16 protein-coding genes are annotated in these 21,229 nt (G+C 70.8%); 11 read left to right on the forward strand and 5 right to left on the reverse strand.

Features of this window, described 5'->3' with window-relative positions:
• The first annotated feature begins 7 nt into the window (after nucleotides 1-7).
• The 5 genes from OC490_RS05015 (at nucleotide 8) to OC490_RS05035 (ending at nucleotide 8,204) form a co-directional block, all read left to right on the forward strand.
• Nucleotides 8-2,842, forward strand: a complete 2,835-nt coding sequence (locus OC490_RS05015) for a DEAD/DEAH box helicase (protein WP_262056551.1) — start codon at nucleotides 8-10, stop codon at nucleotides 2,840-2,842.
• A gap of 218 nt (nucleotides 2,843-3,060) precedes the next feature.
• The gene (locus OC490_RS05020; RefSeq protein ID WP_262056552.1) at nucleotides 3,061-5,217 is read left to right on the forward strand and encodes an SWIM zinc finger family protein; all 2,157 of its coding nucleotides are present in this window, start codon (nucleotides 3,061-3,063) and stop codon (nucleotides 5,215-5,217) included.
• A gap of 169 nt (nucleotides 5,218-5,386) precedes the next feature.
• The gene (pcaC, locus tag OC490_RS05025; RefSeq protein WP_262056785.1) at nucleotides 5,387-6,679 is read left to right on the forward strand and encodes a 4-carboxymuconolactone decarboxylase; all 1,293 of its coding nucleotides are present in this window, start codon (nucleotides 5,387-5,389) and stop codon (nucleotides 6,677-6,679) included.
• A 70-nt stretch (nucleotides 6,680-6,749) separates the two neighbouring features.
• Complete coding sequence (locus OC490_RS05030; protein ID WP_262056553.1) at nucleotides 6,750-7,394, forward strand: MBL fold metallo-hydrolase; 645 nt, start codon at nucleotides 6,750-6,752, stop codon at nucleotides 7,392-7,394.
• A 30-nt stretch (nucleotides 7,395-7,424) separates the two neighbouring features.
• Nucleotides 7,425-8,204 carry an exodeoxyribonuclease III gene (locus OC490_RS05035; protein WP_262056554.1) on the forward strand — a complete coding sequence of 260 codons (780 nt, stop codon included), beginning with the start codon at nucleotides 7,425-7,427 and terminating at the stop codon, nucleotides 8,202-8,204.
• On the opposite strand, the gene OC490_RS05040 is transcribed toward OC490_RS05035, so the two are convergent.
• The gene (locus tag OC490_RS05040; protein WP_262056555.1) at nucleotides 8,129-9,496 is read right to left on the reverse strand and encodes a lipase family protein; all 1,368 of its coding nucleotides are present in this window, start codon (nucleotides 9,494-9,496) and stop codon (nucleotides 8,129-8,131) included. The genes OC490_RS05035 and OC490_RS05040 overlap by 76 nt on opposite strands.
• A gap of 148 nt (nucleotides 9,497-9,644) precedes the next feature.
• Between OC490_RS05040 and OC490_RS05045 the strand changes: the two genes are divergently transcribed.
• From OC490_RS05045 to OC490_RS05065, 5 genes are all read left to right on the forward strand, one after another.
• Nucleotides 9,645-10,052, forward strand: a complete 408-nt coding sequence (locus tag OC490_RS05045) for a DUF6278 family protein (protein ID WP_262056556.1) — start codon at nucleotides 9,645-9,647, stop codon at nucleotides 10,050-10,052.
• A 112-nt stretch (nucleotides 10,053-10,164) separates the two neighbouring features.
• Nucleotides 10,165-10,908: an amino acid ABC transporter ATP-binding protein gene (locus OC490_RS05050; protein ID WP_262056557.1), complete on the forward strand. Its 744-nt coding sequence runs from the start codon at nucleotides 10,165-10,167 to the stop codon at nucleotides 10,906-10,908.
• A gap of 17 nt (nucleotides 10,909-10,925) precedes the next feature.
• Nucleotides 10,926-11,831: a glutamate ABC transporter substrate-binding protein gene (locus OC490_RS05055; RefSeq protein ID WP_262056558.1), complete on the forward strand. Its 906-nt coding sequence runs from the start codon at nucleotides 10,926-10,928 to the stop codon at nucleotides 11,829-11,831.
• Between the two features lie 11 nt (nucleotides 11,832-11,842).
• Complete coding sequence (locus tag OC490_RS05060; RefSeq protein WP_262056559.1) at nucleotides 11,843-12,487, forward strand: amino acid ABC transporter permease; 645 nt, start codon at nucleotides 11,843-11,845, stop codon at nucleotides 12,485-12,487.
• On the forward strand, nucleotides 12,484-13,341 hold the full coding sequence (locus tag OC490_RS05065; protein WP_262056560.1) for an amino acid ABC transporter permease: 858 nt from the start codon (nucleotides 12,484-12,486) through the stop codon (nucleotides 13,339-13,341). The genes OC490_RS05060 and OC490_RS05065 overlap by 4 nt, the downstream gene beginning before the upstream one ends.
• A 37-nt stretch (nucleotides 13,342-13,378) precedes the next feature.
• On the opposite strand, the gene OC490_RS05070 is transcribed toward OC490_RS05065, so the two are convergent.
• Together OC490_RS05070 and OC490_RS05075 are read right to left on the reverse strand one after the other, a co-directional pair.
• Complete coding sequence (locus tag OC490_RS05070) at nucleotides 13,379-14,947, reverse strand: alpha/beta fold hydrolase (protein ID WP_262056561.1); 1,569 nt, start codon at nucleotides 14,945-14,947, stop codon at nucleotides 13,379-13,381.
• 116 nt (nucleotides 14,948-15,063) lie between these two features.
• A complete protein-coding gene (locus OC490_RS05075; RefSeq protein ID WP_262056562.1) occupies nucleotides 15,064-15,819 on the reverse strand; it encodes a hypothetical protein in 756 nt (251 codons plus the stop codon).
• A gap of 143 nt (nucleotides 15,820-15,962) precedes the next feature.
• Between OC490_RS05075 and ggt the strand changes: the two genes are divergently transcribed.
• Complete coding sequence (gene ggt / locus OC490_RS05080; protein WP_262056563.1) at nucleotides 15,963-17,765, forward strand: gamma-glutamyltransferase; 1,803 nt, start codon at nucleotides 15,963-15,965, stop codon at nucleotides 17,763-17,765.
• On the opposite strand, the gene OC490_RS05085 is transcribed toward ggt, so the two are convergent.
• Both OC490_RS05085 and map read right to left on the reverse strand, forming a co-directional pair.
• Entirely contained in the window at nucleotides 17,749-20,307 is a 2,559-nt protein-coding gene (locus tag OC490_RS05085; RefSeq protein WP_262056564.1) for an ATP-dependent Clp protease ATP-binding subunit, read from the reverse strand. The two genes, ggt and OC490_RS05085, sit on opposite strands and share 17 nt — an antisense overlap.
• Before the next feature lie 140 nt (nucleotides 20,308-20,447).
• A complete protein-coding gene (gene map, locus OC490_RS05090; RefSeq protein ID WP_262056565.1) occupies nucleotides 20,448-21,218 on the reverse strand; it encodes a type I methionyl aminopeptidase in 771 nt (256 codons plus the stop codon).
• Between the last annotated feature and the right edge of the window lie 11 nt (nucleotides 21,219-21,229).

Consider the following 21,229-nt stretch of genomic DNA (forward strand, 5'->3'; position numbering starts at 1 on the left):
AGGACGTATGACGGACACGGCACTCATGGAGCAGATCTCCGTACGACTGGCCGCGGTCTTCCTGCCGTCCCCCGTCGTCCCGCGCGAGGGCCGCGTTGCCTTCTGGGACCCCGACGGCGAGCGCGCACTCCCCGAAGCCGAAGAGGGCGTGGAACAGACCGAGTTGACGGTCGTACGACGACACGGCGCCGGAGTCCGCCGCAGGCCCACCCCGGCGCTGACCCTGTCGATCGAAGCGGCCCTGCCCCTGCTGGTGCGCGCCCGCCGTGACCCCGCCGCCCACCCCGCCACGGCCTGCTGGGGCGCCGCCGCCCTGCACGCACTCCGGCTCGCCGCCCGCGGCCGGCTGCTGCCCGGCCTCACCGCCACGGGCCACGACGCCTGGCGGGCGGGCCCCCTGGAGCCCGAGGACATCGCACACGTCCGCGCGGTCGCGGCGGCCCTTCCGTACGAGGGCCACGCCGTCCCGCTGCCCGGCCCGGGCCCGCTCCGGCTGCCCGAGCCGGAAGCGCTGATGCGGTCCTTCCTGGACGCCGTCGCGGACACCCTGCCCCGCACCCCGGCCGCGCCCTACACCTCGGGGCTGCCCTTCGCGGCCCGCAAGCCGCAGCGCCTGCGCGACGCCCAGGACTGGGCCGCCGAGGTCGCCGCCGGCATGGACGCGGGCGTACGGATCTCGCTCCGCCTGGACCTCTCGGCCTACGACCTGTTCGACGACGGCGGTCGAGTGCGCAGCGCGGTCGCGGCGATCGTCCAGGTGCACAGCCTCGCCGACCCCACCCTCGTGGTCGACGCGGCGGCCCTGTGGGCAGGCACGGCGGACACCGCCTTCGGCCCCCGCGCGCGCGTGGACGCCGCACTGGCCGTACGCCGGGCCGCGCGCGTCTGGCCACCGCTGGACCGCCTCACCGAGCAGGACGTGCCCGATGTGCTCGCCCTCTCCGAGGAGGAGTTGGGCGACCTGCTCGGCATGGCGGCCACCCGGCTCGCCGCGGCCGGAGTCGCCGTCCACTGGCCCCGGGACCTGGCCCAGGACCTCACGGTGTCCGCCGTGGTCCGGTCGGCGCCGGGGTCCGCGACCGACGGCACGGGCTTCTTCGAGAGCGAGGAACTGCTCCAGTTCCGCTGGCAGTTGGCGCTCGGCGGCGACCCGCTCACCGAGGCCGAGATGGACACCCTGGCCGAGGCCCACCGCCCGGTCGTACGACTGCGGGACCAGTGGGTCCTGGTCGACCCGGCCCTCGTCCGCAAGGCCCGCAAACGCGAACTGGGCCTGCTCGACCCGGTCGACGCGCTGTCCGTCGCGCTCACGGGCACGGCGGAGGTCGACGGCGAGCGGGTGGAAGCGGTCCCGGTCGGCGCGCTGGCCACCCTGCGGGACCGCCTGACGGCGGGCATCCACCCGGCCGAGCCCCCCTCCGGCCTTCAGGCCACCCTCCGGGACTACCAACTCCGGGGCCTGGCCTGGCTCGACCTGATGACCTCCCTCGGCCTCGGCGGCTGCCTCGCCGACGACATGGGCCTCGGCAAGACCATCACCCTCATCGCCCTCCACCTGCGCCGGGCACACCGCGACCCCACCCTGGTGATCTGCCCCGCCTCGCTCCTGGGCAACTGGCAGCGGGAGATCACCCGCTTCGCCCCCGGAGTCCCCGTCCGCCGCTTCCACGGCGCGGACCGCACCCTGGAGGACCTGACCGGCGGCTTCGTCCTCACGACGTACGGCACGATGCGCTCGGCGGCGGCGACGCTCGCCCAACAGCCCTGGGGCATGGTCGTCGCGGACGAGGCACAGCACGTCAAGAACCCGTACTCGGCGACCGCGAAGGCACTGCGCACGATCCCGTCGCCCGCGCGCGTGGCCCTGACCGGCACCCCGGTCGAGAACAACCTCTCCGAACTCTGGGCCCTGCTGGACTGGACGACCCCCGGACTCCTCGGCCCCCTGAAGTCCTTCCGCGCCCGGCACGCGCGCGCGGTGGAGAACGGCGAGGACGAGGAGGCGGTGACCCGACTCGCCCGCCTGGTCCGCCCGTTCCTGCTGCGCCGCAAGAAGTCCGACCCCGGCATCGTCCCCGAACTCCCGCCCAAGACGGAGACGGACCACCCGGTCCCACTCACCCGCGAACAGGCCTCGCTCTACGAGGCGGTGGTACGCGAATCGATGCTGGCGATCGAGACGACGGAGGGCATCGCACGCCGGGGCCTGGTCCTGAAGCTCCTCACCTCCCTCAAACAGATCTGCGACCACCCGGCGCTGTACCTGAAGGAGGAGCACACGGCGGCACAGGCCGGCGGCGACCGCCTCGCCGCCCGCTCCGGCAAACTCGCCCTGCTGGACGAGCTGTTGGACACGCTGCTGTCGGAGGACGGTTCCGCGATCGTCTTCACGCAGTACGTCGGCATGGCCCGCCTGATCACCTCCCACCTGTCGGCCCGCGCGGTCCCGGTGGACCTGCTGCACGGCGGCACACCGGTACCGGAGCGGGAGCGCATGGTGGACCGCTTCCAGGCCGGTGCGACCCCGGTCCTGATCCTGTCCCTCAAGGCGGCCGGCACCGGCCTGAACCTCACCCGTGCGGGCCATGTCGTCCACTTCGACCGCTGGTGGAACCCGGCGGTCGAGGAACAGGCCACGGACCGCGCCTACCGCATCGGCCAGACCCAGCCTGTCCAGGTCCACCGCCTCATCACCGAGGGCACGGTCGAGGACCGGATCGCCGAAATGCTCGAATCCAAGCGGGCGTTGGCCGACGCGATCCTCGGCTCCGGAGAGTCGTCACTGACAGAACTGACGGACCGCGAACTGTCGGACCTGGTGTCACTGCGGAGGCCGGCGTGACGGGGGCGGGGCGGGGCCTCGGGTTCGGGACGGGTACGGATGGCGACTCTCCGGAGGCTGCCGGACCTGGTGCGGATGACGACGGGGCCGCGACTGTCGGACCTGGTACGGCGGTGGAGGCCGACAGGTCGGTAACGGAGCCGGCCGCGAGGGCCTCGGAGGAGACACCGGAGGCAAGGGAGGCGGGGGCGACGGGCGGCCGGGCCGAGGAGCGACCAGTGCGCCCTGCCGACCTGGCACGCCAAGCACTGCGGGCCGCGCGTGAACGTCGGGAGCGCGCGCAGGAGAACCACGTGGGCCGCCCGGACGACACGGAGGAGGCGGCGGCTCGCGCGCCGGGGCCGACCGTTTCTGAGGAGACCGCGCTCACATCACCGTCGCGGACCGACTCCCGGGAGGCGGGGTCCAAAACACTCTCGCGGGCCCACTCGGGGGAGGCGGCGTCCAACGCACCCTCGCGGACCCGCTCTTGGGAGTCGGCACCCGACGCATCCCCGCGAACCGATGATCCTGAGGAGACCTCGGCCGAAGTACCCCCGCAGACCGGTCCCTCGCCGACCGACCCCACGCCATCCGTTCCCCGGCCCGGTGACGCCGCCCGCGCGGCATTGCGCCGTGCGCTGCCCGTTCGACGCGAGACGGCTGCGACGGCCGGTCCGTCGGAAGCGGTCCCGGAACGCCCTGCCGATGTCGCGCGCGAGGCATTGCGAGCGGCTCGGCGTGAGAGTCAACAGGCCCGGACGGAAGGAGGCCACCAGGGTGCCGACCCGACGACCCGATCACCCCACCGTGCCTCCACGCCTGCTCCCACCGCCCCCACTCCCGTCCCGTCCAGGGCCTCACGTCCGCGCGCCGCCCAGGGACCCGGTGGTGTCGAAGCCGTGCGGGCCCGCGCGGTGCGTGATCTGGTCGCCGACGCCTTCCGGATGCCCCAGGAGGAGGACTTCGGCAGGGAGCCGCCCGGCGACAACGACCAAGCGCGCCAAGCGAGTCGGGCCGTACAACCACCGCACTCGCACTCGCACCCGAACCCGGACCGACGCCAGGACCCCGACCCGACCGCCCCGGATGCCCCCAACCCACCCGCGACCACCCTCACCCTCACCTCCATGGCTTCCCCCACCCGCGACGGCGACCTCCGCCGTACCTTCCCCGCGTTCCCGCCCAGGCCGTCGAAGGGCACGAGTTTCGCCGAGACCTGGTGGGGCAATGCCTGGGTCACCGCGTTGGAGGAAGGCGCGTTGGACGCCAAGCGCCTTGTGCGTGGGCGTGGTTACGCCGAGAAGGGCCACGTCGACGCGATCACCGTGACACCGGGGCTCGTGCTCGCGTATGTGCAGGGCAGCCGCCCGCGGCCGTACCGCGTACAGGTGCGGTTGCGGACGCTCGACGACGCCGACTGGGACCGGTTCCTGGACGCCGCCGCCGACCGGCCAGGACACATCGCCGCCCTGCTCGACAAGGAGATGCCCAAGTCCCTTGCGGAGTGCGGAGTTCCGCTGCTGCCGGGGCCCGGTGACCTGGACCCCCTGTGCAGTTGCCCCGACTCCGGTCACCCCTGCAAGCACGCCGCCGCCCTCTGCTACCAGACCGCGCGTCTCCTCGACGCCGACCCCTTCGTGCTGCTCCTGCTGCGCGGCCGGGGTGAACGCCCGCTGCTCGACGCGCTGTCCCGCCGCAACGCGGCCCGGGCCGCCCGCGCCGCCCAGGAGCAGGAACCGGCCCCCCTCCCCGGAGTGCGGGCCACGGAAGCCCTCGCGACGGAACGCCGACTCCCGCCGCTCCCACCCCCGTTGCCCACGCCCCCGCACCCCGAGCAGCCTCCCGTGTACCCGGCGGCGCCCGGCGGCCCGGACCCCTTCGCCCTCGACCAGTTGGCGACCGACGCCGCCACCCGGGCACACGCGCTGCTCAGCACCGGCCGGGATCCGGTCGGTGAACTGACGCTGTGGCAGGACGCGGTACGGCTCGCCGCCGCTCGCCCGGGTTCGGGGCTGACCGCCACCACCCGCTCCCTCTACGCCTCCCTCGCCAAGGCCACCGGACGGACTGCGGCCGAGTTGGCGCGCGCGGTGGCCGCCTGGCGGCAGGGCGGCATCGAGGGGCTCGCGGTGCTCGAAGAACCCTGGGATCCGCCGGCCGGCCGCTTCGACCGCGCGCGCCCGCTGCTCCTCGCCGCCGACCTCCCGGCCTTCCGCCCCTGGCACAACCACCTCACCCACCCCCACGGCCATGTCCAACTCCGCCTGGGCCGCGACGGCTTGTGGTACGCCTACGAATCGGAACCGGGCCACGACGACTGGTGGCCCAGAGGCACCCCCGACCTGGACCCGGTCGGCGCACTCACGGGTTTGGGCGCGCCCGGCGACCTCTGAGCCGCCGAGCACCCACCGCGCCACCAGGGACCGTCCTTCGCCACAGTCCCCGAAATGCGGTGAAGGCGACGTGAGAGTTCCCCACCGAAGTGTGGGAGCCGGGTGGGGAGACCGAGGGCCCCACAGCCGGGCCGTAAGAAACGGCGGTTACGTTGGAGTGGTGAGCGACATGAACAACAGCCCTGCCCTCCAGTACCGCTTCGACGGCCCCGAAGACGCCCCTGTTCTCATCCTGGGCCCGTCGCTCGGGACCACCTGGCACATGTTCGACCGCCAGGTGCCCGAGCTGACGAAGCAGTGGCGGGTCTTCCGGTTCGATCTGCCGGGCCACGGCGGCTCGCCCGCGTATCCGGCCGGCTCGGTCTCCGACCTGGCCGACCGGCTGCTCGCCACCCTCGACGCGCTCGGCGTGCAGCGCTTCGGCTACGCGGGCTGCGCGCTCGGCGGTGCGGTCGGTCTCGAACTGGTCCTGCGCCACCCCGAGCGGGTGGCCTCGCTGGCGCTGATCGCGACCTCGCCGCGCTTCGAAACGGCGGACGAGTTCCGTCAGCGCGGGGTGATCGTGCGCACCAACGGGCTCGACCCCATCGCCCGCACCTCGCCCGAGCGCTGGTTCACCGGCGGTTTCGCCGCTGCGCAGCCCGCGATCACCGAGTGGGCCGTGCAGATGGTGCGCACCACCGACCCCGGCTGCTACATCGCCGCGTGCGAGGCGCTGGCCGCGTTCGACGTACGGTCCGAACTCGCCCGGATCGGCGTGCCGACCCTCGTCCTCGTCGGCTCGGACGACCAGGTCACCGGGCCCGCCGAGGCCCGCACCCTGGTTGCCGGCATCCCGGACGCCCGCCTCGCGGTCGTACCCGGCGCCTCGCACCTGGTCCCGGTCGAGCAGCCCGCCGCCGTCACCGACCTCCTGGTCCGGCACTTCTCCACCGCCTGGCAGCCGCCCTACGACCAGTCCACCGGGCAGGTCGCCGTCGTGGCACCCCCGGTCAGGCCGGTCCTCGCCGCGCCGCAACAGGCCGCGCCCATCGCCGAGATCGCACCGCCGCCCCCCGTACCGCCGCAGGCCATGGGCCGTCCGGACCCCTACGACGCCGGGATCAAGGTCCGCCGCGAGGTGCTCGGCGACGCACATGTGGACCGGGCGCTGGCGCAGGCCGACGAGTTCTCCGGGGACTTCCAGGAGTTCGTCACGCGGTACGCGTGGGGCGAGATCTGGGACCGGCCGGGCCTCGACCGGCGCTCCCGCAGCTGTGTCACGCTCACCGCGCTGGTCGCGGGCGGGCACCTGGACGAGCTGGCCTTCCACACCCGGGCGGCGCTGCGCAACGGCCTCACCCCGGTCGAGATCAAGGAGGTGCTGCTGCAGGCGGCCGTGTACTGCGGAGTGCCCGCGGCGAACAGCGCCTTCAAGGTCGCCCAGCAGGTCATCCGCGAGGAGACGACCCCCACGGAGTGATCTTCAGCCCGGTACCGAAAGCACCAGTCTCGGCCGCCCGCCCGGAGCCGGGCAGCGGCAGGATGGACCCATGACGCTCACCACGCTCACCAAGAAGTCGCACGCCTGCATCCGTCTGGAGAAGGACGGCCGGACCCTCGTCATCGACCCGGGCACCTTCACCGAGGAGGACGCCACGATCGGGGCGGACGCGATCCTCGTCACGCACGAGCACCTCGACCACTTCAACGAGGACCGGCTGCGGGCCGGCCTGGAGGCCAACCCGGCCGCCGAGATCTGGACCCTGAAGTCGGTCGCGGACCAGCTCTCCGCCGCCTTCCCGGGCCGGGTGCACACCGTCGGCCACGGCGACACCTTCACGGCGGCGGGCTTCGACGTCCAGGTGCACGGCAAACTGCACGCCGTGATCCACCCCGACATCCCGCGCATCACCAACGTCGGCTACCTCATCGACGCCGGCCGCGTCTTCCACCCCGGCGACGCCCTCACCGTCCCCGACCACCCCGTCGAGACCCTGATGCTCCCGGTGATGGCCCCCTGGAGCAAGATCTCCGAGGTCATCGACTACGTCCGCGAGGTCAAGCCGCAGCGCGCCTACGACATCCACGACGCCCTGCTCACGGACCTCGCCCGCCCGATCTACGACCACCAGATCGGCGCGCTCGGCGGCGCGGAGCACCTGCGGCTGGCGCCCGGGGACAGCGCGTCGGTCTGAGTGTCAGTGCCGCCCGGTAGGTTGTGAGGCATGCGCATCGCGACCTGGAACGTGAACTCGATCACCGCCCGTCTGCCGAGGCTCCTGGCCTGGCTGGAGAGCAGCGGCACCGACGTGCTGTGCCTCCAGGAGGCCAAGCTGGCCGAGGCGCAGTTCCCGTTCGACGAGCTGCGCGAGGCGGGCTACGAGGCGGCGGTGAACGCGACCGGCCGGTGGAACGGCGTGGCGGTGCTCTCCCGCGTAGGACTCGACGACGTGGTCAAGGGCCTTCCCGGGGACCCCGGTTACGACGGCGTCCAGGAGCCCCGCGCCGTCGCGGCGACCTGCGGCCCGGTCCGCGTCTGCTCGGTGTACGTGCCCAACGGCCGCGAGGTGGACCACCCCCACTACACGTACAAGCTCCAGTGGTTCGAGGCTCTCAGGGCGGCCGTTGCGGAGGACGCCCAGGGCACCCGCCCGTTCGCGGTCCTCGGCGACTACAACGTGGCGCCGACGGACGACGACGTCTTCGACGTGGCCGCCTTCGAGGGCCTCACCCACGTCACCCCGGCCGAGCGCGCCGCCCTCACCGCCCTGCGCGACGCGGGCCTGACGGACGTGGTCCCGCGCCCCCTCAAGTACGACCACCCGTACACGTACTGGGACTACCGCCAGCTCGCCTTCCCGAAGAACCGCGGCATGCGCATCGACCTCGTCTACGGCAACGAGCCGTTCGCGAAGGCCGTCACCGACTCCTACGTCGACCGCGAGGAGCGCAAGGGCAAGGGCGCCTCGGACCACGCGCCGGTGGTCGTCGACCTGGACGTCTGACCGGGAGACGCGCCCCCGCCCGCTCGGCCCAGCGAGGCGAACCACCGTACGACGGCCCCCGTCGCCGCCTGCTGGGAGCCCAGATGGCGGGAGCCGCCGTAGTCCGGAGTGCCGAGGTCGACGAGCGGTACGTCGACACCCCGGGCCCGGAACGACGCCTGGCAGTGCTCGCTGTTCCCGTTCACGGCCTGTTCGTCGCCCTCGGCGTAGTAGAGCCGCATGGGCATCTTCGGTGTCCAGCCCGTGCACACCCCGTCGGTGATCCGCAGTGCGGCGGCCAGCCCGCCCGTCGGGTGTGCGATCAGCGCCCGCCCGTGCCGGGTGAGCAGGGCGTCGATCGTGCCCGGCGTCCTGGACATCACCTCCTGCCCGGTGTGCGTGCCGTCCAACAGGCCCTCGATCGTGCGGGAGTACGGCGCCCGGAAGACCTCGCGCGGGCTGTCGTAGACGTGATGGAGCCGGTTGAAGGCGACCAGGGCCAGCGCGGTGTAGATCACGCCGTCCTTCGCGTCCGCCCGCCCGTCCAGCAGGGACGGGAACGCCACGTCCCGGAAGGCGTACGCGCCGCTCACCGGTGCCACCGCCGCGACCCGGAAACGGGGATCGGCTCCCTCCTGCAGGGCCCGGGTCAGCCCGAGCGCCGCCGACGCCCCCTGGGAGAAGCCGGTGGCCAGCACCTCGTGCCCCAACTGCCGTCCCACCGTGGGCGCGAAGGAGGCCGCGGCCCGCAACAGGTCCAGCGCGGCCGTCGTCTCGGACGGCACATCCATCCACGCCTGCGGCCCGGAGCCGAGGCCGAGCCCCAGGTAGTCCGGGAGTACGACGGCGAAGCCCGCCGACGCGTAGGTGAGGGCGGGCGCCTGGCCCCACACCTCCGTCGACACCGAGGCGACATCGCCCTTGAAGAGTTCGGTGCCGTGCGTGAACGACACCGTCCGCAGCCGCCGCTCACCCCCGCGCGGGAACGCCAGCAGCCCGCTCGCGGTGGTCGGCCGGCCCTTGGCGTCCACCGTGCGATAGACCACCCGGTACGTGTCCACGCCGTAACGGACGGTCCTCGTGTCCCAGTCCGGGCCGTCCTTGTCGCTCTTCAGCTCGGCGGTCACCTGCCGCGCGGACAGGGTCCGCAGCTGCGTCACCGACACCACCCGTCCCCGGCTCGCATCGTGCGCGCCCCGCGCCGACGCGGCCGGAACCGCCCCCGCCCCCACGGCACCCGCGGACACCGAACCGCTCACCACCAGGGCCGCGGCAACCGACGACATCACGATCATCCTGCCTGTCCGATTCATACTGCGACCGTACGAACGGGACATCGCGCCCACCATCCGGCCAACCCGCGCTCGGGAGAGGGGCTTTCCCCCGCTGCGGCCGGGGTGCTGACACGCCACCGGCGACGCCCTGTGGTGCGTACGGCGGTCCGAATGACACGCTGTATGTATGAACATCCCTTTCCTGGGTGACCGGGCCGAGAAGCACCGTATCCGCGACGCCGAGGGCATCGCCGAGTTGCTGGCCGAGTGCGAGCTGCTCCGTTCGCACGCGGCCCGGGAGGGCATCCAACTCGACGACTCCGCAAGCTCGTTGGAGGCGCTCGACCAGCTGGTGCCGCGCTGGCGGGACGACGAGGAGACCGTGTCCTGGCTCGGCAACGACGCCGGTCTGTATCTGGGCACCGTGATCGTGCGCACGGTGGAGGGTGCCGCCTGGGAGATCCGGTCGGACGGCCAGCCCGTCGTACGGCTGGTCTCCGGGCGCGAGTTCGACGTCGTGGCCTCCGGTCATGAGTGGGCCGCGAGCGGCGTGCCCGAGCTCTCGCAGCTCTACGCGGAGGTCTCCGAAGAGTAAGAGGGGCGTAAATACGGCTAATGCCCGAAAAGTGCGTGTCGTGCGTTAACTCCGGTCTTGTGTGGATAGTTTGCGGCAACCACGACACAGCTGAGAGTGAGTAGGGCTGGGCATGGCCGTCGATCCGTTGATCGAACTGCGGGACGTCAACAAGTACTACGGGGAGCTGCATGTCCTCCAGGACATCAACCTCACCGTCGGCAAGGGGGAGGTGGTCGTGGTCATCGGCCCTTCGGGGTCGGGAAAGTCGACGCTGTGCCGGGCGATCAACCGGCTGGAGACCATCGAGTCCGGGACGATCGAACTCGACGGTCAGCCGCTGCCCGAGGAGGGCAAGGCCCTCGCCGGGCTCCGCGCCGAAGTCGGCATGGTCTTCCAGTCGTTCAACCTGTTCGCCCACAAGACGGTGCTGCAGAACGTCTCGTTGGCCCAGATCAAGGTCCGCAAGCGCAAGCGGGGCGACGCCGACAAGAGGTCGATGGAACTCCTCGACCGCGTGGGCCTCGCCTCACAGGCACCCAAGTTCCCCGCGCAGCTCTCCGGCGGCCAGCAGCAGCGCGTGGCCATCGCCCGCGCCCTCGCCATGGAGCCCAAGGCGCTGCTCTTCGACGAGCCGACCTCGGCCCTCGACCCGGAGATGATCAACGAAGTCCTCGAAGTCATGCGGCAGTTGGCCCACGACGGCATGACCATGGTCGTCGTCACCCACGAGATGGGCTTCGCCCGCTCCGCCGCCAACCGCGTCGTGTTCATGGCCGACGGCCGCGTCATCGAGGACCGCACCCCCGAGGAGTTCTTCACCAACCCGCGCACCGACCGGGCCAAGGACTTCCTGTCCAAGATCCTCAAGCACTGAGCGGGGGAGTGCGATCCATGTTCCGTACCACTCGTGTGCTCCTCGTGCTGATCCTCGCGCTGCTCGCGACCGCCTGTGGCAAGGAGGGCAGCCCGCCCGTGAAGGGCCCGGCCGCCGAGAAACTCCCCAACTACCAAGTGGCACAAGGCTTTCAGCTCCCCGACTCCAAGACCTGGAAGCGGGCGAAGAAGCGCGGCTACTTCGTCGTCGGCGCGAAGGAGGACCAGCCCTACCTCGGCGAGAAGGACCCCGCGACCGGCACCTACTCCGGCTTCGACATCGAGATCGCCAAGATGATGTCGGCCTCCCTCGGCTTTGCCCCGAAGACCGTCCACTTCAGGACGATCGCCTCCGCCAACCGCGAAACCGCCCTGCAGAACGGCCAGATCGACTACTACGTCGGCACCTACACCATCAACGACATGCGCAAGAAACTGGTCGGCTTCGCCGGCCCCTACTACCTGGCCGGCCAGTCGCTCCTCGTGCGCACCGACGAGCACGACATCCACGGCCCGCAGGACCTCGCCGGCAAACGCGTCTGCTCGGCGGCCGGTTCGACGCCGTACCAGCGCATCAAGGACGACTATCCGAAGGCCCAACTCGTCGCCTACGACACGTACTCGGTCTGTGTCGACAACCTGCTCACCTACCAGGTCGCCGCCGTCACCACCGACGACGCGATCCTCATCGGCTACGCGGCGAAGGTCCCCGATCAGCTCAAGGTCGTCGGCAAGCCCTTCTCGAAGGAGCCGTACGGCATCGGTGTCCCGCACAGCGACAACGCCCTGCGATTCGCCCTCGACGACGCGTTGGAGGCCCGTGAGAAGAACGGCGACTGGAAGAAGGGGTACGAGGCGACACTCGGCCTGTCCGGAGTGCCCGCGCCCACCCCGCCCGCGATCGACCGCTACCCGGCGAGCTGAGCGAGGCCGATGTGAACGTACTGACAGACAACTTCTCGACCTTCGGCGACGGCTTCCTCGGCACCGTCGAACTCACCCTCTACGCCTCGGTGTTGGCGCTCGTCCTCGGCTTCCTGATGGCCTCCTTCCGGGTCGCCCCGGTCGGCTCGCTGCGGGTGTTCGGCACGGTGTGGGTCACCGTCCTGCGCAACACCCCGCTCACCCTGCTGTTCTTCGCGGTGCTGCTCGGCCTGCCGCGCTTCGGACTCGTGCTGCCCTTCAAGGTGTTCGCGGTCCTCGCGCTCGGCTGCTACACCTCGGCGTTCATCTGCGAGGCGCTGCGCGCCGGCATCAACACCGTGCCCAGGGGACAAGGAGAGGCGGCCCGCACTCTCGGGATGACCTTCGGGCAGACCCTCGGACTGGTCGTGCTGCCGCAGGCGTTCCGCTCGGTGATCCCGCCGGTCGGCTCCACGCTCATCGCGCTCGCCAAGAACTCGGCGATCGCGGGCGCGTTCAGTGTCACCGAACTCCTCGGCACCTACCGGACGTTGAGCGAACTCGGCTACAACATCGTCTGGACCTTCGTCTGGATCGCCCTCGGCTACCTGATCATCACCCTCGCCATCAGCGCGCTGTTCAACGCGCTGGAGAGGAAGTGGGGAGTCGCCCGATGACCACCGCCAACGCCCTCTACGACGTCCCGGGCCCCAAGACCCGCAAACGGCACCGCCTTTACGGCATCGCGTCCACCGTCGTCATCCTCGGTCTCCTCGCCTGGATCCTCTATCTCCTGTTCGACACCGACCAGTTCACCTACACGAAGTGGATGCCCTTCGAGTACAAGGGAATTCAGGAACTGCTGCTGCGCGGCCTCGGCAACACGCTCAAGGCCTTCGGGCTCGCGGCCGTACTGTCGCTGGCACTTGGGACCCTGCTCGCCGTAGGACGGCTGTCGGACCACCGGCCGGTGCGCTGGCTGTCCACGCTCGTCGTGGAGTTCTTCCGCGCCATGCCCGTCCTGGTGATGATCTTCTTCATCTTCGTGGCGCTCAAGGTTCAGCCATTGCCCGCACTGGTCGCAGGACTCACCCTCTACAACGGCTCGGTCCTCGCCGAGGTGTTCCGCTCCGGCGTCAACAGCGTCGAACGCGGCCAGCGGGAGGCCGCGTTCGCACTCGGGCTGCGCAAGACCCAGGTCATGTCGTACGTCCTCGTACCGCAGGCCGTACGGGCCATGCTGCCCGCCATCATCAGCCAGTTGGTGGTCGCGCTGAAGGACACCTCGCTGGGCTATCTGATCACCTATGAGGAGTTTCTCCACGCCGGGAAGCTGATCGCGTCGAACCTCGACTACGATTTGCCGTTCATCCCAGTGGTGATGGTGATCTCGCCGATCTACATCGGGATGTGCATGCTGCTCTCCTGGTTCGCCGGATGGGTGTCCCGCCGGGAGCAGCGCAGTCCCAAAACCGAGGCCGTGGACGTGGCCCCGGCCGAACCAGGGACGCTGCTGCCGCGGGTGCAGTAGTAGAGAGGGCACTTGCCCGTCCGGCGGCAGCCGGAGATCACTGCTCGCGCAGCGGGATCGACACGTATGACGGGTCGTTCGCGGGCGAGGAGAAGGTCAGCTGCGCGCCGGTCGGGTTGTGCTCGATGTAGAGCGGGTCGACCGTGTCGACGACCAGGGCGAGATGGTGCCCTGCCGGGACGTCGTAGGCCGTGGAGAACAACTCCAGGTCCACACCGAACGGCTGGCCGGGCGTCTGCCCGTGCCAGGTGTACGGCGCGTTGGAGACCAGCTTGCCGAGGCCGAGCGGGCCCACGTCGTAGAGGTATGCGACGAGGGTGCCGCTCTCCTTGGTGTCCGTGACCGTGGTGTGCAACGTGACGGTGCCGCGCACCTGTTGGGCGCTCGTGTACGTACCCGACTGCCATACGGCGGCCCAGCGGCGCGGCAGCAGCGGGACCCACGCGACCGGGGGCACCTGCGCCACCTGGTCGAGGATGCTGGACAGGAAGACGATTCCGCCGTCCGCGCCCGAGTCCACGTTGGTGTGGATGGTGGTCGTGCCCGCGAGGTCGATCTTCTTGCGCGTCGCGCCGACCGACTTCCAGTCCGGGTAGCCCTCGTAGCCGCCAGTGGAACGGGACTTGAGCTCCACGGGGTCCTCGCGGTCGATCCCGTTGTCCTCGCCCTTGAGGTAGTGGTCGAACCAGCGCTCGGTGTCCGTCCACACGTCGTTGGGCAACCCGAACAGTCCGGTCAGTTCGGCGGTGGCGTGGTCGCCGGGGCGGAGTTCGAGCCGCTTGGGACCGGTCAACTCGCCGTAGAAGTCCGCTATTTGGTTGGGCGGGAAGATCGTGTCGCCCCAGGCGTTGGCGAGCATGATCGCCGCGCCGTTCTTGTTGATCCGATCGACATAGGTCGCGGGGGAGCGCTCCTTCCCCCAGTCGATCATTTCCTGTTCCTTGGACAGGTCGGCGGCGAGGAAGTCCTTGAAGACCTGGCTGGTCTGCGCGCTCGGGCGGCCGGTGACGAGGCCGACGCCGTCCAGCAGGGCGGTCGCCTGGGAGTGTTCGGTGCGGCCAGAGTAGATCGACCCGATCAGGTCCGCCCAGCCGCTGAGTGAGGCAACTGCCTTGATCCGCTTGTCGTGTGCCGCCGCGAGCAGGCTGATCCCGGCGCCGTACGACACCCCCGCCATGCCGATGTGCCCCGCGTCGGAAGGGGTGTTGGCGAGCGCCCAGTCGATCACCTTGGACGCGTCGGCCACGTCGGCCGGGCCGCCGACCTCGATCCCGCCGCCGGACTGCCAGAAGCCGCGGACGTTGTAACTCACCACGACATAGCCGGAGTTCGCGAGCTTCTCGGCCTGGGCCAGGTACTGGACCTGAGGGAAGCCCCAGCTCGTGGGCAGGACGACGAGGGGGTAGCGGTGCGAGCCGTCCGCGTCCGCGGGTGTGACGACGTTCGCCGCGAGCTTCGTACCGCCGTCGCCCGCGATGTCGACGAAGCGGACGCCGCTGGTGGCGGCCTGGGCGGCGGGGGCGAGCCCGAGGACGCCTCCGGCGACGAGAGTCGCGGAGACGGCGACCGCGGCGGTCGTACGCAGGGACTGGCGACGGTTTCGCACGGGTCACTCCTCACACGTGTCAATGCAAAGTGACCCGACGGTAACCGCAGCCCTTTACCTGAGGTAACCCGTGGGTAAGTTACGTGCCAGTAACGATTGTTGAAGTGTGTGTGACTTCAGGAGGCGCGGTGCGAACTCCGTGGTGCCGGTGCAGGTAGGGGCGTTTCCGCCGCCCGTGTCACGTCCGCCACCAGCTCCACCACATCGGGGCCGTACGCCTGCGAGTTGACCACCTTCAGCAGTAGGACGAAGGTGTTGCCGCCGTGTTTGCGGGCCAACTTCTCATGGTTGCGGGCGAGATAGCGGGTCGCCGCCTGGTTGGTGATCGCGCGCTGGCCGCAGAAGAGGAACACCGGCCGCGCGCCGCCCAGTTGGCCGGCGGTGAGGCGGGCGAGAAGCACGTACTCGCCCTTGCCGGGCTCAAGTCGGTAGCGCTCACTGCCTATTTGGAACGCGCCCCGGTCCGGTCCCGGCTCGGGGTCGACGTTGACGCGGATGCCGGGCAGCAGGGACGCCAGATGTGCGGCCATCCGGCGGTTGGAGGCCGGGCCGCCCACGCAGAACTCGGTGCGTTCTCCGAAGCCCTGCTGGGTCGCGTCGTGCGCGACGACCTGGGCGTGCGCGTTGCAGTCCTTGATCAGGGCGGCGAGTTCGAGGAGCGCGAACACGTCGTGCCGCATCACCGTGAGCTCGGGGCCGCCCGCCTCGCGGTTCACCACGAGCAGCGACTCGGAGTTGTCGGGCAGCCCGAAGAACGCCTGCTTGCGCCGGAGTTTGCGCTTCCACAGGTAGGTGCGGGCGAGCCAGCCGAGGGCGGCACTGATGCCGGCGGCGGCCACGCCCAGAACGATGTTGCGCAGGTCGTCATTCATGGGCGCGCATGTTAGCGGCCCGATGTGGCTGGTACGTACCGGTGTTCGACGTGTGACGTTCGTGTGGCGGCGGCCGGAAGCGGTCTGTCGGGTCCCGTGCCAGGTGGATACGCTGCGCGGACGGTTCTGGACTGGAGGTACGGATGCGTCGCCCTGTGGCACGGAAACTGTCGGTCCTGGCGGTCTCGGCCGCCGTGGTGTCGGTCGGGGCCGCGGCCCCACCCGCCGCGACGAACAGCAGCACACCGACGAAGGTTCCGGTCGCCGTCGGCTACGGCGGCGCCGTCGCGAGCGTCGACGCGGACGCCACCGCGGCCGGTATCGAGGTCCTGAAGAAGGGCGGCAACGCGGTCGACGCGGCCGTCGCCACCGCCGCCGCGCTCGGCGTCACCGAGCCCTACTCCTCCGGCATCGGCGGAGGCGGCTACTTCGTCTACTACGACGCCAAGTCCCGTACGGTGCACACGATCGACGGCCGCGAGACCGCGCCGTTGACCGCCGACTCCAACCTCTTCGTGGAGAACGGCAAGGCCCTCGCCTTCGCCGACGCCGTCAGCAGCGGCCTCAGCGTCGGCACCCCGGGCACGCCCGCCACCTGGCAGACGGCGCTCGACCAGTGGGGCAGCGAGAAGCTGGGCACGGTGCTCAAGCCCGCCGAACGGATCGCGAGCGAAGGCTTCACGGTCGACGACACCTTCCGCACCCAGACAGCGGCCAACGAGACCCGCTTCCGCTACTTCCCCGACACCGCCAAGCTGTTCCTGCCCGGCGGCGCACTGCCGGTGGTCGGTTCCACCTTCACGAACCCCGAACTCGCCGCCACCTACAAGGAGTTGGGCAAGAAGGGGATCGGGGACATCTATCGGGGCGCCCTCGGCAAGGACATCCTCGCCACGGTGAACACCCCGAAGGTGGACACGAGTTCGGGATGGAACGCCCGCCCCGGCCAGCTGTCCGCCCAGGACCTCGCGGCATACCGCGCCAAGCTCCAGGCGCCCACGAAGACGTCGTACCGCGGACTCGGCGTCTACTCCATCGCGCCCTCCTCCTCCGGCGGCACGACCGTCGGTGAGGCCCTCAACATCCTTGAGAAGACGGACCTTTCGAAGGCCGGCGAGGTCCAGTACCTGCACCACTACATCGAGGCCAGCCGGATCGCGTTCGCGGACCGGGGGCGCTGGGTCGGCGACCCCGCCTTCGAGGACGTACCGACGAAGGAACTCCTCTCGCAGAAGTTCGCCGACTCGCGCGCCTGCCTCATCAAGGACGACGCGGTGCTCACCAGCCCGCTGGCACCCGCCGACCCGCGCAATCCCACGGCCTGCACCGCCACCGGGACTGCCGCCCCGACGACCTACGAGGGCGAGAACACCACCCACCTCACCGTCGCCGACAAGTGGGGCAACGTCGTCTCCTACACGCTCACCATCGAGCAGACCGGCGGCAGCGCGATGACCGTGCCCGGCCGCGGCTTCCTGCTCAACAACGAGCTGACCGACTTCTCCTTCACCCCGGCCAACCCGGCCGTCCACGACCCGAACCTCCCGGGTCCGGGCAAGCGCCCGCGCTCGTCGATCTCACCGACGATCGTCCTGGACAAGCACAACAAGCCGGTCGTGGCGCTCGGTTCACCCGGTGGCGCGACCATCATCACGACCGTGCTGCAGACCCTCACCGAGTTCCTCGACCGAGGTCTCCCGCTCGTGGACGCGATCGCCGCACCCCGCGCCAGTCAGCGCAACGCGGCCAACACGGAACTCGAACCAGCCCTCTACAACAGCGACTTGAAGACCCAACTCCAGGCCATCGGGCACTCCTTCACCCTGAATCCGGAGATCGGCGCGGCGACGGGTGTCCAACGGCTGCCGAACGGCGAGTGGTTGGCAGCCGCCGAGAAGGTACGGCGTGGCGGTGGCTCGGCGGCGGTTGTCAATCCGGCGCCGTAGCCGGTGAGTCGGAGGCGGGCGGCGGTACATCCGTGCGGAACACATCCGTGCGGAACGCGAGCCGCCCGTCCTCGACGTCCACCGTCACCCGGCCGCCCTTCGCGATCCGGCCGTCCAGGAGCAGCCGGGACAGCTGGTTGTCGACCTCGCGCTGGATGGTGCGGCGCAGCGGCCGGGCGCCGTACTCGGGCTGGAAGCCCTGGCGGGACAGCCGGTCGACGGCCGGGTCCGTGAACTCGACCGTGACGCCCTGTGCGTGCAGGAGACGGCGGGTGTGTTCCAGCAACAGCTCGGTGATCAGGCGGAGTTGTTCGGCGGTGAGCTGACGGAAGACCACGATCTCGTCGATACGGTTGAGGAACTCGGGGCGGAAGTGCTCGCGCAGCGGGCGCAGGATCTGCTCGCGCCGTGCCTCCTCGTCCGCGTCGGCGCCACCGGGCCCGAAGCCGATTCCGGCCCCGCGCCGGGTGATCGCCTCGGAACCGAGGTTGCTGGTCATCACGATCACCGTGTTGGTGAAGTCGACCGTGCGGCCCTGCGCGTCGGTCAACCGGCCGTCGTCCAGGACCTGGAGCAGGATGTTGAAGACGTCCGGGTGCGCCTTCTCGACCTCGTCGAGCAGCAGCAGTGAGTACGGGTGGCGGCGTACGACCTCGGTGAGCTGACCGGCCTCCTCGTGGCCCACATAGCCGGGCGGGGCGCCGACGAGACGGCTCACCGTGTGGCGTTCCTGGTACTCGCTCATGTCGAGGCGGACCATCCGGTCCTCGCTGCCGAACAGTGCCTCGGCGAGGGCGCGGGCAAGTTCGGTCTTCCCGACGCCTGTCGGGCCCAGGAACAGGAAACTGCCGATGGGCCGGTCCGGGCTCGCCAGCCCGGCGCGGGAGCGCAGCACCGCGTCCGACACGACCCGGACCGCCTCCTCCTGGCCGACGACCCGCTCGTGCAGATGCTCCTCCAGACCGAGCAGCCGGTCCTTCTCCTCCGCGGTGAGACTGCTCACCGGGATACCGGTCTGCCGGGACACGACTTCGGCGATCACCTCGCCCGTCACTTCCAGGTGCTGCCCCTCGTCGCCGGTGTCCGCACCGCCGGCTTCGGCAAGCCGTACCTTCAACTCGGCGATACGATCCCGGAGTTGGGTCGCCTTCTCGTAGTCCTCGTCGGCCGCTGCCTGGTCCTTGTCGCGGGCGAGCTGCTCCGTCTCCCGCTCCAGGGCCCGTACGTCCGTGCCCTTCGTGCGCGCCCGCAGCCGTACCCGCGCGCCCGCCTGGTCGATCAGGTCGATCGCCTTGTCGGGCAGCCGGCGGTCGGTGAGATAGCGGTCCGAGAGCTCCACGGCCGCCACCAACGCCTCGTCGGTGTACCGGACTTGGTGGTGGGCCTCGTAGCGGTCGCGCAGTCCGCGCAGGATCTCGATCGCGTCCGTGACGGTCGGCTCGGGCACCAGGATCGGCTGGAAGCGGCGGGCCAGCGCCGCGTCCTTCTCGATCCGGCGGTACTCCTCCAGTGTCGTAGCGCCGACGATGTGCAACTCGCCGCGCGCCAGGGCCGGTTTGAGGATGTTTCCGGCGTCCATCGAACCGCTCTCGCCACCACCGCCCGCGCCGACCACGGTGTGCAACTCGTCGATGAACACGATCAGTTCGTCCGAGTGGGCGCGGATCTCGCCGACGATGTTCGTCAGCCGCTCCTCGAAGTCGCCCCGGAAACGGGTGCCCGCGACCACGCCCGTCAGGTCGAGAGCGACCACCCGCCGCCCGGTCAGCACGTCCGGCACGTCGCCGTCCGTGATGCGCTGCGCGAGCCCCTCCACGATCGCGGTCTTGCCGACACCCGCGTCGCCGATCAGCACCGGGTTGTTCTTGCCGCGTCGGGACAGCACCTCGATGGTCTGCTCGATCTCCTTGTCACGGCCGATCACCGGGTCGATACGGCCGTGCCGGGCCAGGTCGGTGAGATCGCGGCCGTACTTGTCGAGGGTCGGGGTGCCGGTGGGGCGGGGCTGCTCGGTGCGCGGCAGGGTGCCGTCGGGCGCTTCGGGCGGCAGGCCCGTGGGGGCGTAGCGGGCCGCGTTCAGGATGTGACCGGCGGCGGAGTCCGGGTTCGCGGCGAGCGCGCCGAGGACGTGTTCGGGGCCGATGTAACCGGCGCCGCCCGCCCGGGCCAGGTCGTGCGCGTCCAGGAGGGCGCGTTTGACGGCCGGGGTGAGGGCGAGCGACGTGCCCGCCGGGGGCTGGGCGGGGCCCGAGCGCTCGTCGATCTCCGCGGCGAGGGAGTCGGGGTCAGCGCCGGCGCGGGTGAGGAGGCCGCGGGTCGGCTCCGCGGACAGGGCCGCGCGGAGGAGGTGCTGGGTGTCGAGGTCGTGGCTGCCGTGTTCCGCGGCGTACTGGGCCGCGCCTCGGACGAGGTCCTTGGCCGGTTGGCTGAGCAGACGGCCTATGTCTATGTCGCGTGGACCGGGACGGGCGGCTCCGCCGAAGAACCGGGCGAGGAAGTCTTCGAAGGGGTCGTTTTCGGGGGATATGTAGCCGCTGGTCATCAATCCACCATGGCACGGACCACTGCGTGGGGCATGTGCGGGTTTGGGTGCGTATATGGGTGCGGGTGCGTTGTGGCTGGTAGCGCCCACGCGGCGGAGCCGCAAATCGATACAGTCCCGCGCCCCCTGGGTGGGACCGCTTACCGGCGCTCAGTAAGGACCCTGGGTCCCGCCTCCGTGATCGCCACCGTGTGTTCCACGTGGGCCGCTCTCGATCCGTCGTTCGTTCGCAGGGTCCAGCCGTCCGGGGCCTCGTGGTAGCCGTCCTTGCCGCCGGCGATCAGCATGGGCTCGATCGCGAGGGCCATGCCGTGGCGGAGGGGGAGGCCCCGGCCGGGGCGGCCCTCGTTCGGGACGCCGGGGTCCTCGTGCATCTGGCGGCCGATGCCGTGGCCGCCGAAGCCCTGGGGGATGCCGTAGCCGGCCGCACGGCAGACCGTGCCGATCGCGTGGGCGATGTCGCCGATGCGGTTGCCCACGACGGCTGCCGCGATACCCGCCGCGAGGGCGCGCTCGGCGGTGTCGATCAGGCGGACGTCGGCGGGGCGCGGCTTGCCGACGGTGAAGCTGATGGCCGAGTCGCCGGCCCAGCCGCCCAGCTTGGCGCCGAAGTCGATCGAGACCAGGTCGCCGTCGCGCAGGCGGTAGCCGTCCGGGATGCCGTGCACGATCGCGTCGTTCACCGAGGCGCAGATGACCGCCGGGAACGGGGTGGGTGCGAAGGAGGGGCGGTAGCCGAGGAAGGGTGAGCCCGCGCCCGCCGCGCGCAGCACGTCGTGCGCCAACTCGTCCAGTTCCAGCAGGGATACGCCCACGTCGGCGGCCTCCCGTACGGCCGTGAGGGCGCGGGCCACGACCTGGCCCGCCTCGTACATCGCATCGATAGACGTGTCCGTCTTGAGTTCCACCATGCCAATTACTA

The organism is Streptomyces sp. STR69 (genome assembly GCF_024519455.1).
Taxonomy (GTDB): domain Bacteria; phylum Actinomycetota; class Actinomycetes; order Streptomycetales; family Streptomycetaceae; genus Streptomyces.

What these genes read in the sequence shown, in the direction of transcription:
- OC490_RS05015 (WP_262056551.1), top strand. Translation starts at nt 8, where the DNA reads ATGACGGACACGGCACTCATGGAGCAGATCTCCGTACGACTGGCCGCG.
- pcaC (WP_262056785.1), top strand. Translation starts at nt 5,387, where the DNA reads ATGAACAACAGCCCTGCCCTCCAGTACCGCTTCGACGGCCCCGAAGAC.
- OC490_RS05030 (WP_262056553.1), top strand. Translation starts at nt 6,750, where the DNA reads ATGACGCTCACCACGCTCACCAAGAAGTCGCACGCCTGCATCCGTCTG.
- OC490_RS05035 (WP_262056554.1), top strand. Translation starts at nt 7,425, where the DNA reads ATGCGCATCGCGACCTGGAACGTGAACTCGATCACCGCCCGTCTGCCG.
- OC490_RS05040 (WP_262056555.1), bottom strand. Translation starts at nt 9,496, where the DNA reads ATGAATCGGACAGGCAGGATGATCGTGATGTCGTCGGTTGCCGCGGCC.
- OC490_RS05045 (WP_262056556.1), top strand. Translation starts at nt 9,645, where the DNA reads ATGAACATCCCTTTCCTGGGTGACCGGGCCGAGAAGCACCGTATCCGC.
- OC490_RS05050 (WP_262056557.1), top strand. Translation starts at nt 10,165, where the DNA reads ATGGCCGTCGATCCGTTGATCGAACTGCGGGACGTCAACAAGTACTAC.
- OC490_RS05055 (WP_262056558.1), top strand. Translation starts at nt 10,926, where the DNA reads ATGTTCCGTACCACTCGTGTGCTCCTCGTGCTGATCCTCGCGCTGCTC.
- OC490_RS05065 (WP_262056560.1), top strand. Translation starts at nt 12,484, where the DNA reads ATGACCACCGCCAACGCCCTCTACGACGTCCCGGGCCCCAAGACCCGC.
- OC490_RS05075 (WP_262056562.1), bottom strand. Translation starts at nt 15,819, where the DNA reads ATGAATGACGACCTGCGCAACATCGTTCTGGGCGTGGCCGCCGCCGGC.
- ggt (WP_262056563.1), top strand. Translation starts at nt 15,963, where the DNA reads ATGCGTCGCCCTGTGGCACGGAAACTGTCGGTCCTGGCGGTCTCGGCC.
- OC490_RS05085 (WP_262056564.1), bottom strand. Translation starts at nt 20,307, where the DNA reads ATGACCAGCGGCTACATATCCCCCGAAAACGACCCCTTCGAAGACTTC.
- map (WP_262056565.1), bottom strand. Translation starts at nt 21,218, where the DNA reads ATGGTGGAACTCAAGACGGACACGTCTATCGATGCGATGTACGAGGCG.